This is a genomic window from Blastococcus sp. KM273129 (assembly GCF_021698995.1).
In the GTDB taxonomy this organism is placed as follows: Bacteria; Actinomycetota; Actinomycetes; order Mycobacteriales; family Geodermatophilaceae; genus Blastococcus.
In genome coordinates this window covers 1-15,205 of record NZ_SSXB01000056.1, presented here as the reverse complement: position 1 = coordinate 15,205, position 15,205 = coordinate 1, and the positions used below count along the sequence as shown (strand labels likewise).

Sequence of the window (15,205 nt, the reverse complement as noted above, 5' to 3'; positions counted from 1 at the left end):
GGCGATCAGGCGGCGAGCTCGGCGGCCCGGCGCGCGGCGCCGTCCATCGTGTCGACCAGGGTGACCAGCGGGTGGTCGGCCTCGGCGAGGATCCGCCGCCCCTCCTCGACGTTGTTCCCGTCGAGACGGACGACCAGGGGCTTGGTGGCCTCGTCGCCGAGGATGCCCAGGGCCTGGACGATGCCGTTCGCCACGGCGTCGCAGGCGGTGATGCCTCCGAAGACGTTGACGAACACGCTCTTGACGGCCGGGTCGGAGAGGATGATCTCCAGGCCGTTCGCCATCACCTCGGCCGAGGCGCCGCCACCGATGTCGAGGAAGTTGGCCGGCTTCACGCCGCCGAACTCCTCACCGGCGTAGGCGACGACGTCGAGGGTGCTCATGACCAGGCCGGCACCGTTGCCGATGATCCCGACCTCACCCTCGAGCTTGACGTAGTTGAGGTCCTTCTCCTTGGCCCGCGCCTCGAGCGGGTCGGCGGAGGCGGCGTCCTCGAGCGCGGCCCGGTTCTCGTGCCGGAAGTCGGCGTTCGCGTCGAGGGTCACCTTGGCGTCCAGCGCGAGCACCGTGCCGTCCGGCGCCTTGGCGAGGGGGTTGACCTCGACCAGCGTGGCGTCCTCCTTGGCGAAGGTGTCCCACAGCTGGACGGCGATCGCGATGACCTGGTCCCGGACCTCGGCGGGGAACCCGGCGGCGTCGACGATCTCGGCGGCCTTCTGGCTGTCGACGCCGACGGTCGCGTCGACCGGGATGCGGGCGAGGGCCTCGGGGCGCTCGACGGCGAGCTGCTCGATCTCCATGCCGCCCTCCTTCGAGGCCATGGCCAGGAAGGTGCGGTTGGACCGGTCGAGCAGGTAGGAGAAGTAGTACTCCTCCGCGATGTCGCTGGCCTGGGCCACCATCACGCGGTGCGTGATGTGGCCCTTGATGTCGAGGCCGAGGATGTCCTGGGCGCGCGCCTTGGCGTCCTCGGGGGTGTCGGCGAGCTTGACGCCGCCGGCCTTGCCGCGGCCACCGACCTTCACCTGCGCCTTGACGACGACGGTCTGCCCGATCTCGCGGGCGATCGCCTCCGCCTGCTCAGGGGTCTCGGCAACACCGCCGGGGAGCACGGGGACACCGTGCGAGGCCAACAGGTCACGGGCCTGGTACTCGAAGAGATCCACGAACAGGCACCGTAGACCGCCCGGAACCGGACCGCTGCCCCGGGCGTTCCCGGGAGGGGCCGGGGGTGGGGTGCGTCACACGCACCTCACCCCTCCGCGGCAGCGGAAGGACCGCCTTCCCCCCGCGCCTCGCACGCTCGGAGCGGGCCCCTGGGGGGCGGCCGTTCCAGTACGTCACCCCGCGGCGGGCTCGCCCACGTGCTCGCGCACCCACTCGACGATCTCCCCGGTGGTCGCGCCGGGCGTGAAGATGCCGGTGACGCCGATGCGCCGGAGCTCGGGGACGTCCTCCTCCGGGATGATCCCGCCACCGAAGACGACGACGTCGTCCACGCCGCGTTCCCGCAGCAGCTCGACGAGCCGGGCGAAGAGCGTCATGTGCGCCCCGGAGAGGACCGAGAGCCCCACGGCGTCGGCGTCCTCCTGCACGACCGTCTCGACGATCTGCTCCGGGGTCTGGTGCAGGCCGGTGTAGACGACCTCCATGCCGGCGTCGCGCAGCGCACGCGCGACCACCTTGGCGCCGCGGTCGTGCCCGTCCAGTCCCGGCTTGGCGATGACCACCCGGATGCGTTCGTCCACCACGACGGCGAGCTTAGGGCCGCGGAGCGCCGGGAGTGGCGCGGGTCACGCCGACGTGCGACGCGCCCGCCAGGCGACCGCCGTCAGGGCGAGCAACCCGAGGCCCGCGAGGACCAGCCCGACGCCCGGGACGGTCCAGACCAGCTCGTCGGACGAGACCGCGTCGCGGAGGCCCGCCAGCCCGGCGCGGAGCACGGTGACGGCGACGGCGAGCAGCCCGCCGACCACGGCCAGCCGCGGCCGCAGCGATGGGGCCACCACCGCGCACAGCAGCAGGGTGCCGGCGAGCAGCAGCCCGCCGAGGAGGGCGAGCCCCGGCCGCTCGAGCAGCGCCTGCGGCCCCTCCTGCACCACCACGACGCGCATGCCGGTGGCGGGGTCGGTGCGGAGCTGCTCGGGCACGTCGGCGGCCGGCAGCGACAGGCTGAGGACGGCGACCACCCCCAGCAGCACCGCGGCGCCGGCCAGCAGCGAGCGGACCGGGTCCAGGGGGCCGCGGTCCTCCATCACCGTCCGCCCCCACGCCGCCGTGCCGACGACGCCGGCCAGCACGGTCAGCACCAGCGCCACGACACCGAGCACCCAGCCGGCGCCGACCTGCACGCTGCTGGTGAGCACCCGCTCCCCCGCGAGCACCTCCACCCCGGGCCGCGCGGTCGAGCTGCTGCCCCGGTAGAGCTCGATGAGCAGCTCCCCGACGGCCAGCGCCCCGGCGACGGCGGCGTAGGCCAGGCCGAACTTCGGCACGGCGCGGCGCAGCAGCGTCGCACCGACGGTCAGGTGGACGACGGGTATTAGCAGGGTCGCGAGCGCACCGCCGACCCCGCGCACCTGGCGCAGCTCCTCCCCGCCGACCACCAGGTAGGTGGGGACCGCCGCGAGCACGCCGGCCAGCCCGGCGAGCACGAGCAGCGCGCCGCAGACCCGCACCGCGGGGGGCACGGTGCCGATGACCACGCGGTCCCCGGCGCCCGCCGGCGTGGCACCGCCCGGCCGGGCGTCCCGCCGCCTGCGGGCGGAGGCCTCGGGCCGGCCCGTGCCGGTGCGTTCGGTCCGGGCGCGGTGGTCGCGGGTGGACACGTCTCCCCCTTCGCTGGATGTCACGAACCGGACTCGATCGCCCGCCGGACGGTGACGTTCGTGTGACGACCGTCACTCCTCCGCATTACCGTGCGGTGAACGGAGCACACACCTGGCACCGCCGCCGGCGGGACGGCACGAGCCGAGCTCCGCCGGAGGTCAACGGGGAGGGCAGCCATGCGCCCATCGGGCGATCCGGGCTCCGGTCCAGGGTGGCACACCGGGGACGGCGCCGAGGGCACGCCACGTGGTCTGCGCGCACTCTGCTCCCCCACGACGCTCACCGGCGGCCTGACCGAGCTCGCGTGGTTCGGGGCGCACGTCCTCATGTACCCGCTGGGGGCCCGCATGGAGCAGCTGCGCCTCGACCCGGGCACGCGCACCGGGGAGCAGCCGCCGGTGGCCCGGGCCCGCCTCGTCGTCGACCCGGTGGCGGCCGGCACGCCCGTGCTGCTGGTGCACGGGCTCGTCGACAACCGCTCGGTGTTCGCGGTCATGCGCCGCAACCTGCGCCGCCGCGGGTTCACCGCCGTCTGCTCGTGGAACTACAGCCCGCTGCTCACCGACGTCGCGCGCGGCGCCGCGGAGCTGGGCGAGCACATCGAGCGCGTCTGCGAGCAGACCGGTCACGACCGGGTGCGCGTCGTCGGGCACAGCCTCGGCGGCCTGATCGCCCGGTACCACGTGCAGCGGCAGGGCGGCGACCGCCGGATCGACTCGCTGGTGACCCTCGGCACCCCGCACCGCGGCTCGGTCCTCGCCCACCTCGCGCCCACCCCGCTGATCCGCCAGCTGCGCCCCGGGTCACCGGTGCTGGAGGAGCTCGAGCAGCCGGCGCCCGGCTGCCGGACCCGCATCACGGCCCTCTACAGCGACCTCGACCAGATGGTGCTGCCCACGCGGTCGGGCCGATGCGACCACCCCGACCTGGGTGCGCGCAACGTGCTGTTCCGCGGCGTCGGGCACATGTCGCTGCCCATGCACCGCGGCGTGCTCGACGAGGTGGCGACCACCCTCGCCGGCGGCTGCGAGCAGGGGACGACGAGCGGACCGGTCGCCGCCGTCGCCTGACCGCCGGCATCCCCCGCATCCGCAGGGTCGACACGTCGACGTGACGACTCGTACACGTCGCGACACGCAGCGTCGGGTCCTTGGTCGGCCCATGACGGATCGTTACGGTCCGATCACGGCGCCGGGACGACCGGCGGGCACCACTCCAGGAGCCCTCGCCGTCGTCGCTCCCCCGACGGACGCCCCCCGGGCGCTCGCCGGCCTGTCGTCCGGGAAGGTCCGCCGTGACTCGCAGCAGCGCACCGGTGCTGGAGGGGCCGCCGTCCGACGTCGTCGTGGTGCCCCGTCCGCGCACCGCTGTCGAGGGCCCGGTCCGCGCACCGCTCCCCGCGGCGGAGCCCGCCGCGGCCCCCGCCGACGAGGCGGCACCCCGCGCGCGGCGCCGGCTGCCGCACCCGCCCGGCCGGCGCGCCCACCTCTGGCTCGCCGCGCTCGTCGCCGGCGCCGTGCTCGCCGGCATCCCGGCCCTCACCGCCGACCGCGCGGACGTCACCGCCTCCGCCGCCGACTACGGGCTCGGCGTCGGCACCGAGGTGAGCTTCGCCGGTGGACTCGAGGGCGCCGACGCGCGCCGCGGCATCACCGAGGCCGAGGCCCAGGCGCGGCTCGGCGAACTCGCCGCCTCCCGCGCCGCCCGGCAGCCCAAGATCGTCGCCCCGACCCAGGGCACGCTGACCACCTGCTTCTGCCGCCGCTGGGGCACCATGCACTACGGCCTGGACCTGGCCGCCCCGCTCGGCACGCCCATCCTCGCGGCCACCGACGGCGTCGTCGTCCGCGCGGGGCGCGCCTCGGGCTACGGCAACGCCGTCTACATCCAGGACGCCGACGGCAACGTGCACATCTACGGGCACATGCGCTACTACAACGTCTCCGCCGGCGACCTCGTCACCGCCGGGGACCAGATCGCCAAGATCGGCAACGAGGGCCAGTCCACCGGCCCGCACCTGCACTACGAGATCCACCGGGGCGGGATGGACGGCCGCCCGATCGACCCGCGGGCCTGGCTGGCCGAGCGCGGGGTGAGTGTCTGATCGATCGGGCTCCGCCCGATCGACCGCGGCCAGGTGCCGTCCCGGCCTGCGTCGAGCGCGTCCTGGCCTTCGTCGGGGACCCTCCGGGCCCCGCCCCTCAGGTCAGAGCTTCACGAGGGGGGCGTAGCGGAGCACGAGGCGCTTGGTGCCGCCCGAGCCGAAGTCGACGGTTGCCTGGGCCTTGTCGGCCACGCCGGTGACCTCGACGACGGTGCCGAGGCCGAAGGCGTCGTGGCTCACCCGGTCGCCCACCTCGACGGAGATGACCTGCCGGTTGCCGGCACCGCCGCGCAGGCCGCCGGTGGACAGCCCGGTCGCCGCCACCCGCGTCTGGGCCGACCGGTAGCCGGTCGACGGCGCGGGCACCGGGTCGGTGCGCTCCCAGTGGATCGTCTCGGCGGGGATCTCGTCGAGGAACCGGGACGGCGGGTTGTAGGCCGGCTGCCCCCAGCTGGTGCGCACGGTGGCCCGGGAGATGAACAACCGCTGGCGCGCCCGCGTGATGCCCACGTAGGCCAGCCGCCGCTCTTCCTCCAGCTCGCGCGGGTCACCCAGCGCGCGCAGGTGCGGGAAGACGCCGTCCTCCATGCCGGTGAGGAAGACGACCGGGAACTCCAGCCCCTTCGCGGTGTGGAGCGTCATCAGCGTGACCACACCGGCGTCGTCCCCGGAGACCGGGATCTGGTCGGCGTCGGCCACGAGCGACACCTGCTCGAGGAAGTCGGTGACCGAGCCGCCGGGGTTGGCCGCCTCGAACTCGGCAGCCACCGAGATGAGCTCGTTGAGGTTGTCGACCCGACCCTCGTCCTGCGGGTCGGTGCTGGCCTGCAGCTCGGCGAGGTAGCCGGTGCGGTCGAGGATGCTCTCCAGCAGCGCCGCCGGGCCCGAGCCGGTCTCGACCAGCCGCTCGAACTCCTCGAGCAGGGCGACGAACTCCTGCACCGCCTTGAGCGACCGGGTCGCCAGCTCGCCGATCTCGGAGCAGCGCCGCAGCGCCGAGCCGAACGCGATCCGCTCCCGGTCGGCGAAGGACTCGATGCACGACTCGGCCTTGTCGCCGATCCCGCGCTTGGGGACGTTGATGATCCGGCGCAGGCTCACGACGTCGGCCGGGTTCGCGACCAGCTTCAGGTAGGCGAGCGCGTCGCGGACCTCCTTGCGCTCGTAGAAGCGCACCCCGCCGACGACCTTGTACGGCATGCCGACGCGGATGAAGACCTCTTCGAACACGCGCGAGGCGTTGTTGGTGCGGTAGAACACCGCGATGTCGGCCGGCCGGGCCTTCCCCGAGTCGACCAGCGCGTCGATCTGCTCGGCGACCCAGGCGGCCTCGTCGTGCTCGTTGTCCGCGACGTAGCCCTCGATGAGCTCGCCGTCGCCCGAGTCGGTCCACAGGTTCTTCGGCCGCCGGCCGGTGTTCTTGGCGATGACGGTGTTCGCGGCCTTGAGGATGCGCTGGGTGGAGCGGTAGTTCTGCTCCAGCAGGATCGTGGTGGCCTGCGGGTAGTCGCGCTCGAACTCGTCGATGTTGCGGATCGTCGCGCCGCGGAAGGCGTAGATCGACTGGTCGGCGTCACCGACCACGCACAGCTCGCCCATCGGCACCGGCCCGGAGCCGTCGCCGACGAGCTCGCGCACCAGCATGTACTGGGCGTGGTTGGTGTCCTGGTACTCGTCGACCAGCACGTGCCGGAAGCGGCGGCGGTAGTGCTCGGCGACGTCGGGGAAGGCCTGCAGCAGGTGGACCGTCGTCATGATCAGGTCGTCGAAGTCCATGGCGTGCGCCTCGCGCAGCCGCCGCTGGTAGAGCGTGTACGCCTCCTTGAGCACCTTCTCCGGCGCCGTCTGGGGGCTGAACGACTCCTCGTCGACGAGCTCGTTCTTCAGGTTGGACACCTGGTTGGACAGGCTGCGCCCGGGATAGCGCTTGGCGTCGAGGTCGAGGTCGCGGGCGACCATCGTCATCAGCCGGATCGAGTCGCCCTGGTCGTAGATCGTGAACGACGACTTCATGCCCAGCTTGGCGGCCTCGGCCCGCAGGATGCGCACGCACATCGAGTGGAACGTCGAGACCCACATCGACCGCGCCCGCGGGCCGACGAGCGCGGCCACCCGCTCCTTCATCTCGCCGGCGGCCTTGTTGGTGAAGGTGATCGCCAGGATCTCCCCCGGCTGCACCCCGCGGGCGCCCAGCAGGTAGGCGATGCGGTGGGTGAGCACGCGGGTCTTGCCCGACCCGGCGCCGGCGACGATGAGCAGCGGGCTGCCCTCGTGGACGACGGCGTCGCGCTGCGGGCCGTTGAGGCCGGCGAGCATCCGGTCCAGCTCCCGCCCCATCGAGCCGGGTGCGGAGCGCTGCAGGGCGGCGGTGCCGGGGAGGGACTGCTGGAGGCTGCTGCTCATGACCCCGCCACTGTAAGCCGGACGGGTGACGCTCCCGGCGCCCCCGGGAACGGGCGCACCACCCGTCCCAGCCGGCCGCCGGGGAGGACCGCCACGCGCTCGCGGGCGCCTGCGGGCGTGCCCGGCCTGGCGCGCGTCGCGCGGCCTGTGCCAGACTCCCCCCGTGCTCGCCACCGTCAGCTTTTTCTACGGCCACCGGGATCCGGTGTCCGTCACCGCTGGCTGAGCACACGCCGCAACAGACGCCCCGGGCCCGAGGAGCCCGGGGCGTTTCTCGTTCTCGGACCTCCCGGCCCCCACACCACCGAGGAACCCGATGAGCACCTCTACCGCAGCCCCCGTCGCCGGCCCGACCACCCCCGAGGACCCCGCCGAGCGGATCGGCGCGCTCCGCGACGCGATCGACGCCTGCGACGCCGAGATCATCGAGCTGGTCCGCCGCCGTGTGGCGATCTCGCACGAGATCGGCGCCCTCCGGGCGGCCGACGGCGGCACCCGCCTGTCGCTCTCCCGCGAGCAGCAGGTGCTCTCCCGGTTCCGCACCGCGCTGGGCCCGGACGGCGCCGCCCTCGGCATGGTGCTGCTCCGCCAGGGCCGCGGCCGCCTGTAGCGGGGCGGGCTCCCCCTCGGCCCCGGGACGACCCCCTGGACGGTGCGGGTCAGGGCCCGCTGCGCCAGACCTGCGAGTCGTCGTCGCCCATCGCGGCCACCTCGAACACCCGGCCGGGGCGGGCCTCGCCCACCTCGTCGGCCAGCTCCATGCCGAGCACCAGCGCGGCGTCGAGGTCCTCGGCCTCGCACTCGGTGCTCACGCGCAGCACCGCGCGGTCGGGCTCCCGCCACAGCCGCAGCTCGGGGTCGCCGGGCCGCAGCACCGCGCGGAGGGTGTCGACGGCGTCGTCGTCCAGCGGGGTGGAGGAGCGGAGCGCGACGGAGAGGGTGAACGAGGGCACCCCGCGAGTCTGCGCGAGCGGCTCGCGGCCCGCGCGGCCGGTGCACCTAGGCTGCGCCGGGTGACCTCCCCGCTCCAGCGCCCGTCCGCTCCCGCCGAGCACGTCGAGCGGGCACTGTGCGTCCTGGCCCACCCCGACGACGTCGACTTCGGCAGCGCCGGCACCGTCGCCACCTGGACGGCGGCCGGCACCGAGGTCACCTACCTCATCGTCACCGACGGCGACGCCGGCGGCTTCGACGACACCCCCCGCGAGCAGATGGGCCCGCTGCGCCGGGCCGAGCAGACCGCGGCGGCGGCCGAGGTGGGCGTCACCGACGTCCGCTTCCTCGGCTACCCCGACGGCCGGCTGGAGCTGACGCTGGACCTGCGCCGGGACATCAGCCGGGTCATCCGCCAGGTCCGCCCGCAGCGGGTGCTGACCAGCTCGCCGGAGCGGTTCTGGGAGCGGATCGGGGCCAGCCACCCCGACCACATGACCGTCGGCGAGTCGACGCTGCGCGCCGTCTACCCCGATGCCCGCAACCCGTTCGCCTTCCCGGAGCTGCTGGCCGACGAGGGGCTGGACGCCTGGACGGTCGGCGAGGTCTGGCTGGGTGCCAGCCCGCGCGCCGACCACGCCGTCGACGTCACCGACGTCGTCGACCGCAAGTTCGCCGCTCTGAAGTGCCACGTCACCCAGGTGAGCCACGTGCCGGACCTCGAGGAGTTCGTGACCGGCTGGATGCGGCAGACCGCCCAGCGGCTCGGCCTCCCGGCCGGCCGCCTCGCCGAGGCCTTCCACGTGGTGCACACCGCCTGAGGCGATGAGTTCCGGGCGCGCCCCGGGTCATCCCGGCATGGGCGGTCGGAGCGGGAACTCCGCGCGGGCGGAGCGGATCGAGGCAGCGGTGGCCGGGGCGGTCGCCGCCGGGGAGGTGCCGGGCGCCGCCTGGTGGGTCGGCCGGCACGGCGAGCCGGTCACCACCGGCGCGGCCGGCGCGCACGCACCCGGCACCGGCCACGCCGTGTCGCAGGACACCGTCTTCCGCATCGCCTCGACCACCAAGCCGGTCGTCGCCGCCGCGGCGATGTCCCTCCTGGACGAGGGGGTCCTCGCCCTCGAGGCCGCCGTGGACGGGTTCCTCCCCGAGCTCGCCGGGCGGCGCGTGCTCGCCGACCCCGCCGACCCGGACGCGGGGACGGTGCCGGCGGTCCGCCCGATCACCGTCCGCGACGTCCTCACCCTCCGGCTGGGCCTCGGGCTGGACTTCACCGCGCCCTGGCCGTCGCCGACGCTGGCCGCGCTCGCCGCAGCAGGGCTGCCCCTGGGCCCGCCGGCCCCGCAGGCGGCGCCCGGCCCGGACGAGTGGATGCGCCGCCTGGGCTCCGTCCCGCTGGCCCACCAGCCGGGCACCCGCTGGCTGTACCACCTGGGCGCCAGCGTGCTGGGCGTGCTGGTGTCGCGCGCCGCCGGGCGGCCGCTGCCCGAGGTGCTGGACGAGCGGGTCCTCCGGCCGTCGGGGATGCGCAGCACCGGGTTCGGGGTGCCGGCGGCGGTCCGAGACCGGCTGGGACCGCACTGGGCGCCGCCCGGGCCCGACGGCGGGCGGGAGGTCTACGACCCGGCGGACGGCCAGTGGTCGTCGGCGCCCGCGTTCCCCGACGGCGGCGACGGCCTGGTCTCCACGGTCGGCGACCTGGCCGCCTTCGCCCGCGTCCTCGAGTCGCAGGGGTGCGCCCCCGACGGCACCCGGGTGCTCAGCGGGGCCGCGGTCCGGGCCATGACCACCGAGCAGGTCGGCCCGGTGGACGACGAGGGCGGCGGGTGGGGCCTCGGCATCGGCGTCCGACGCACCGACGAACCGGGCGGGCGGCACGCCGGCTCCTACGGGTGGGACGGCGGCCTGGGCAGCACCTGGTGGACCGATCCGGTCACCGGCACGACGGCGGTCCTCCTGACCAACCAGATGTGGGCCTCACCCGAGCCGCCGCCGCTGTTCACCGCCTTCCGGCGGGCGGCGTTCGGGACCGGGCCGGGCGGAACGAGGTCGTAACACCGCGTGGCCCCGGCGCCACGCGGGCGCAACACCGGGCCCGTAGAACTCCCCCGACGCCCACCGACGGCACCGGGAGAGCACCGTGACCACGACCCCGCACGACCAGACCAGCCCCGACCCGCAGGAGGCCGCGGAGCGCCTCGAGCGGGGGCTCGGCCGCCGCGCCTTCGTGCAGACCGCCCTGGCCACCGGCGCGCTGCTCGCCGCCGGGGTGGCGACGGCCGGCCCGGCGGTGGCGGCGCCGCGGACGCGCCTGCCGCGCGAGGTGCTCCAACCCGGCACCGGCCCGATCGACGGCCAGGTCTACCTGCCCTCCCGCCCGGACGAGGTGCTCTGGGGCTACCTGCCGCGCACCGGCGACGCCCCCGTGGCCCGGGTGCGCTCCGGCGGCACGATCACCATCGACACCGTCAGCCACGAGGGGATCCTCGAGGACCAGGGGCGCGACCCGGTTGCCTGGTTCGGCAGCCAGGGGGTGCCCCGGGAGCAGGTCCTCGACGACGCCGTCGCCATCGCGGCGGAGTACGCCCGGCACCCTCGCAGCTTCGACGCCGACGGCCCGCACGTCGTCACCGGCCCGGTGCACGTCGAGGGGGCGCGGCCGGGCGACGTCCTGAAGATCGAGCTGCTGACGGCGCTGCCGCGGGTGCCGTACGGCGTCGTCTCGAGCCGGCACGGCAAGGGCGCGCTGGCCGCGGCCTTCGCCGGCGCCCCCGGCGACATCACCGCCGCGGAGGTCATGCCGACGACGCGCGACGGGCGCGGCACCGGGAACCCGCTCGAGTACGGCAACGTCTCGATCTTCACACCGCTGGCGGTCCGCGGAGGTGCGGTCCGGGCGAGCCTGCCGGGCGGGCCGAGGGGAACGGTCTCCTGGCCCGTCGACCCCTTTGCCGGGCTCATGGCGGTGGCGACGGTCGCCGACGCGGCGGCGGTGAACGACCCGCTGGTCAACTCCATCCCGCCCACCGTCGGCGGCGGCAACATCGACGTGAACCTGCTCGGCGTGGGGTCGGCGTTCTACGTGCCGGTCGTCGCCCCCGGTGCGCTGTTCTCGGTCGGCGACCCGCACATGTCGATGGGCAGCGGCGAGGTCGCGCTCACCGCGCTGGAGGGCTCGCTGCGCCTCACGTTCCGGCTGACCGTCTGCCGGAAGGGCACCTCCGACGCCCCGTCGGTGGCGTTCAGCTACCCGTTCGGCGAGACGCCGGAGTCGTGGCTCCCGATCGGGCTGTCCGACCCCGACGGCAGCCGCGGCGGGCAGGCCGGCGACCTCGACGTCGCCAACCGGCGGGCGGTGGTCCACGCCCTGGACTTCCTCCAGAACGACCTCGGCATGGACCGCGCCGTCGCCTACGCCTACCTCTCGGCCGCCGTGGACTTCGAGGTCTCCCAGGTCGTCGACCGGACCGTCGGCGTCCACGGGGTCATCCCGAAGAGCCACTTCCGCTGACGGCGCGGGGCCGGCCGGCTGCGCGCCGGCCGGCTCAGCCGGCGCCGAGCACCAGCAGCGTCCCGCCGAACACGATGCCGGTGATCAGGCAGGTGATCGCGGTGAACCCGAAGATGTCGCGCACCCCGAGGCCGGCGACGGCGAGCAGCGGCAGCGCCCAGAACGGCTGGATCATGTTCGTCCACTGGTCGCCGTAGGCGATCGCCATGGTGATGACGGCCGGATCGACGCCGAGGGAGTCGGCGGCGTCCAGGAAGATCGGCGCCTGGACGGCGAACTGCCCGCCGCCGCTGGGCACGAACATGTTGAGCAGCCCCGCGGAGAGGAAGGCCAGCAGCCCGAGGCTGCCCGGGCTGGCGACGTCGGTGAACCACCCGCTGAGCTGGGCCGCCAACCCGGAGGCGGTCATCATCCCGATGATCCCGGCGTACAGCGGGTACTGGAGCAGCACCTCGCCCACCGTCCGCACCGCCCCGCCGACCAGCTCGGCGAGCTCCGCCGGGCTGCGCACGATGAGCAGGATCGCAGCGAGGAACGACCAGTTGACGATGTCGAGGGTGAGGTCGAAGCCCTCCTGCGCGAAGTACACGCCGAGGTAGCCCAGGAGGGCGAGGCCCGGGACCAGCGTGACCAGCCGGGATGCCTCCATGCGCTCGGCGGGGGTCTCCGGCGTCTTCAGCGCGACGTCGGGCTCCTCGGTCCCCATCCGCTCCGGCAGCTCGACGATCCGGTCCCTGCTCTTCGGGGCGAGCAGGACGACGGTGCCCAGGATCGCCGCGACCGCGATCACGATCGCGATGAGGTTCCACGGCGAGTACACGGTCTCGCTGATCGGGATGGTGCGGCCGATCGCCTCCTCGACGAAGCTGCCGGGAGTGGCTGCGGCCAGGGGTCCGGTGGCGCTGTAGCCCATGTGCCAGACGGCGAAGCCCGAGTACGCGCTGGCCACCAGCAGCGGGTAGTGCAGCTTCGTCCCGCGGCGGCGCGCGGCCCGGCCCACCTCGAGGGCGATGACGCCACCGACGACCAGCCCCAGCCCGAAGCTGATCAGCGAGGCGATCGAGGCGATGAGGGCGACGAACGCGTAGGCGGCACGGGGGCTCTTCGGCACGTCGGCGATCCGCGTCAGCCCCGCCTTGACCGGCCGGGTGAGCGCCAGCGTGTAGCCGAGCAGCAGCACCAGGGCCACCTGCGTCATGAACGCCAGCAGCCCGGCCAGGCCGTCGCCCCAGGCCCGCGTCAGCTCTGCGGGCCCGATGTCGCCGAAGAGCAGGGCCAGCACCGCGACGATCACGGTGAGGACCACCGCGAAGACGAACGCTCCCGGCAGGTAGCGCTCCACGCCGGCGACCAGCGGGCGCGACAGCGTGCGCAGCATGACGGCCTCCTTCTCCCCCGGGCCCGCCGAGCAGGCCGTCCGTGTCGTCGGACACATGCTTAGCGGAGGTGGCGGCGGGCGGCCAGTCGCGGCTAGAGGAGCCGGTTGGTCGCCGCCCAGCGGGTGAGCTCGTTGCGGTTGGAGAGCTGCAGCTTGCGCAGCACGTTGGAGGCGTGCGACTCCACGGTCTTGACCGAGATGAAGAGCCGGGACCCGATCTCCCGGTAGGTGTAGCCGCGGGCCAGCAGCTGCATCACCTCGCGCTCGCGGGCGCTCAGCAGGTCCAGCCCCGGGTCGCTGACCTCCTCGGCCGCCGGCTGCTGGGCCGCCGCACCCCCGGCGGCGAAGGCGTCCAGCACGAACCCGGCCAGGCGGGGGCTGAAGACGACGTCGCCGTCGGCCACCCGGCGGACGGCGTCGAGCAGGTCGGGGCCGGAGATCGTCTTGGTGACGTAGCCCCGCGCCCCGGCCCGGATGACGGCGATGACGTCCTCCGCGGCGTCGGAGACCGACAGGGCGAGCCACTTCACGTCCGGCAGCTCCCCGCGGAGCGCCTCGAGGACCGCCCGCCCGCCGCCGCCGGGCATGTGCACGTCCAGCAGCACGACGTCGGGCCGCGCGCCGCGGATGCCGTCGATCGCGGTGGCGACGTCGGCCGCCTCCCCCACGACGGTCACGTCCGCGCCCAGCTCGGCGCGCACGCCGGTGCGCACCATCGCGTGGTCGTCGACCACGAACACCCGCGGACCCATGCTGCTGCACTCCTCGATCGGCGTCACGTGCTCGTCCTCGGCAGGACCAGCTCCACCTCGGTCCCCTCCCCCGGTGTCGAGCGGACCAGCGCCGAGCCTCCCAGGCGGGCCAGCCGGCCGTGCACCGAGTCGCGCAGGCCGCGGCGGTCGTCCGGGACCGTGCCCGGGTCGAAACCCTTGCCGCGGTCCCGGACGAAGACCGACACCTGGTCGGCGGTCACCTCGGTGTAGAGGTCGGCGGAGAGCTCGCCGGAGTGCTTGGCCGCGTTGACCAGTGCCTCGCGGGTGGCGGCGCCGAGCGCGGCCAGCTGCTCGTCGACGGGGGCGTCCCCGACCACGACGGGGTCGACGGTCAGGGCGTGGTCGGCCTCGACGTCCGCGACCATGCCCGCAACCAGCCCGGCCCAGGTGCCGCCCTCGCGGACGGCCACCGGGTCGTAGAGCCACGCGCGGAGCTCCCGCTCCTGGCTGCGCGCCAGCCGGCTGACCGCCTGCGGCCCCTCGGCGTTGCGCTGGATGAGCGCGAGGGTCTGCAGCACCGAGTCGTGCAGGTGCGCGGCGACGGCGGCCCGCTCCTCCGACCGGATGCGGGCGGCGCGCTCCTCGGCCCGTGAGTCCAGCAGCCGGCGCCACAGCGGCGCGGTCGCCAGGACGACGCCGGTGAGGATGAGCAGGGTGGCGGCGAACCCGTTGCGGGCGTTGGCCAGCTGACCGGTGGTCGCCAGGAGGAGGAACAGCCCGACACCCAGGACGGCGACCCCGCCGGCCAGGGCCCAGCGGACCCCCGCGCCGGCCAGCGTGCGGTCGGTGTCCAGCTGCCGCCAGATCACGGTGAGCCCGCCGGCCAGCAGGATCAGCGGCAGCACGACGTCGGCGCTCGTCCACTGGCTCAGCTGGCCCAGGAGGCTGACGGCCACCAGCCCGAGCACGACGAGGGCGATCCACTGCCGGGCACCGGCCGGGCGCCAGCCCTGGGTGACCGCGGGGGACTCCCCGGGCGCGGCGACCGGCATGGTGAGCCACAGCAGCGCGTAGGCGATGATGCCCAGCCCCGTCGTCGCCAGCAGCACGAACGCCACCCGCACCACCAGCGGGTCCTGGCGCAGGTGCGCCGCGGTGCCCGCCGCGACGCCCGCGACGAGCCGGCCCTCGCGCGGGCGCACGAGCGGCGGACGCGGCGGCGCGCCGATGGTGGGGGTCACGCCACCGATGGTCGCACCGGCGACCGGCCCGATGACACCGGTGATCACCCGGGGAGAGGAACCAGGGTCGGTTCGGGGGGATCCCTGATGGTC

The 15,205-nt window shown here is 74.8% G+C and carries 14 protein-coding genes; 6 read left to right on the top strand and 8 right to left on the bottom strand.

Annotated elements, in window-relative coordinates; all coding sequences use genetic code 11:
* Positions 1-5: 5 nt before the first annotated feature.
* The 3 genes from sucC to E9565_RS15265 all read right to left on the bottom strand — a co-directional run bounded on the left by sucC (position 6) and on the right by E9565_RS15265 (position 2,828).
* On the bottom strand, positions 6-1,166 hold the full coding sequence (gene sucC, locus E9565_RS15275) for an ADP-forming succinate--CoA ligase subunit beta (protein WP_236835739.1): 1,161 nt from the start codon (positions 1,164-1,166) through the stop codon (positions 6-8).
* A 174-nt stretch (positions 1,167-1,340) separates the two neighbouring features.
* Entirely contained in the window at positions 1,341-1,751 is a 411-nt protein-coding gene (locus tag E9565_RS15270) for a cobalamin B12-binding domain-containing protein (RefSeq protein WP_236827716.1), read from the bottom strand.
* Positions 1,752-1,793: 42 nt separating this feature from the next.
* Entirely contained in the window at positions 1,794-2,828 is a 1,035-nt protein-coding gene (locus tag E9565_RS15265; RefSeq protein ID WP_236835737.1) for a hypothetical protein, read from the bottom strand.
* A 177-nt stretch (positions 2,829-3,005) separates the two neighbouring features.
* Here E9565_RS15265 and E9565_RS15260 point away from each other — a divergent pair, with 177 nt between their 5' ends.
* A complete protein-coding gene (locus E9565_RS15260; protein WP_236827714.1) occupies positions 3,006-3,899 on the top strand; it encodes a triacylglycerol lipase in 894 nt (297 codons plus the stop codon).
* A 224-nt stretch (positions 3,900-4,123) separates the two neighbouring features.
* The gene (locus E9565_RS15255) at positions 4,124-4,933 is read left to right on the top strand and encodes a M23 family metallopeptidase (RefSeq protein ID WP_236827713.1); all 810 of its coding nucleotides are present in this window, start codon (positions 4,124-4,126) and stop codon (positions 4,931-4,933) included.
* A gap of 102 nt (positions 4,934-5,035) precedes the next feature.
* Here the strand turns inward: E9565_RS15255 and pcrA are convergent, their stop codons facing one another.
* The gene (gene pcrA / locus E9565_RS15250; protein ID WP_236835735.1) at positions 5,036-7,336 is read right to left on the bottom strand and encodes a DNA helicase PcrA; all 2,301 of its coding nucleotides are present in this window, start codon (positions 7,334-7,336) and stop codon (positions 5,036-5,038) included.
* Between the two features lie 316 nt (positions 7,337-7,652).
* On the opposite strand from pcrA, the gene E9565_RS15245 reads away from it, so the two are divergent.
* Positions 7,653-7,946, top strand: coding sequence for a chorismate mutase (locus E9565_RS15245; protein WP_236835733.1), 294 nt, complete (start codon positions 7,653-7,655; stop codon positions 7,944-7,946).
* 49 nt (positions 7,947-7,995) lie between these two features.
* On the opposite strand, the gene E9565_RS15240 is transcribed toward E9565_RS15245, so the two are convergent.
* Positions 7,996-8,289, bottom strand: a complete 294-nt coding sequence (locus tag E9565_RS15240) for a hypothetical protein (RefSeq protein ID WP_236827710.1) — start codon at positions 8,287-8,289, stop codon at positions 7,996-7,998.
* Positions 8,290-8,349: 60 nt separating this feature from the next.
* Between E9565_RS15240 and E9565_RS15235 the strand changes: the two genes are divergently transcribed.
* The 3 genes from E9565_RS15235 to E9565_RS15225 all read left to right on the top strand — a co-directional run bounded on the left by E9565_RS15235 (position 8,350) and on the right by E9565_RS15225 (position 11,780).
* Positions 8,350-9,090, top strand: a complete 741-nt coding sequence (locus E9565_RS15235; RefSeq protein WP_236827709.1) for a PIG-L deacetylase family protein — start codon at positions 8,350-8,352, stop codon at positions 9,088-9,090.
* Positions 9,091-9,127: 37 nt separating this feature from the next.
* Positions 9,128-10,324 (top strand): serine hydrolase, encoded by a 1,197-nt coding sequence (locus tag E9565_RS15230; protein ID WP_236835731.1) that lies wholly within the window; start codon positions 9,128-9,130, stop codon positions 10,322-10,324.
* An 85-nt stretch (positions 10,325-10,409) separates the two neighbouring features.
* Positions 10,410-11,780 (top strand): acetamidase/formamidase family protein, encoded by a 1,371-nt coding sequence (locus E9565_RS15225; protein WP_236827707.1) that lies wholly within the window; start codon positions 10,410-10,412, stop codon positions 11,778-11,780.
* 34 nt (positions 11,781-11,814) lie between these two features.
* On the opposite strand, the gene E9565_RS15220 is transcribed toward E9565_RS15225, so the two are convergent.
* The 3 genes from E9565_RS15220 to E9565_RS15210 form a co-directional block, all read right to left on the bottom strand.
* The gene (locus tag E9565_RS15220; protein ID WP_236827706.1) at positions 11,815-13,158 is read right to left on the bottom strand and encodes a short-chain fatty acid transporter; all 1,344 of its coding nucleotides are present in this window, start codon (positions 13,156-13,158) and stop codon (positions 11,815-11,817) included.
* A gap of 92 nt (positions 13,159-13,250) precedes the next feature.
* A complete protein-coding gene (locus tag E9565_RS15215; RefSeq protein WP_308113151.1) occupies positions 13,251-13,937 on the bottom strand; it encodes a response regulator transcription factor in 687 nt (228 codons plus the stop codon).
* Positions 13,934-15,112 (bottom strand): ATP-binding protein, encoded by a 1,179-nt coding sequence (locus E9565_RS15210; RefSeq protein ID WP_236835729.1) that lies wholly within the window; start codon positions 15,110-15,112, stop codon positions 13,934-13,936. The genes E9565_RS15215 and E9565_RS15210 overlap by 4 nt, the downstream gene beginning before the upstream one ends.
* Positions 15,113-15,205 lie beyond the last annotated feature (93 nt).

Bases quoted from the DNA above. Each gene is read 5' to 3' on its own strand.
- pcrA (WP_236835735.1), bottom strand. From the start codon at position 7,336: ATGAGCAGCAGCCTCCAGCAGTCCCTCCCCGGCACCGCCGCCCTGCAG.
- E9565_RS15245 (WP_236835733.1), top strand. From the start codon at position 7,653: ATGAGCACCTCTACCGCAGCCCCCGTCGCCGGCCCGACCACCCCCGAG.
- E9565_RS15260 (WP_236827714.1), top strand. From the start codon at position 3,006: ATGCGCCCATCGGGCGATCCGGGCTCCGGTCCAGGGTGGCACACCGGG.
- E9565_RS15230 (WP_236835731.1), top strand. From the start codon at position 9,128: ATGGGCGGTCGGAGCGGGAACTCCGCGCGGGCGGAGCGGATCGAGGCA.
- E9565_RS15220 (WP_236827706.1), bottom strand. From the start codon at position 13,158: ATGCTGCGCACGCTGTCGCGCCCGCTGGTCGCCGGCGTGGAGCGCTAC.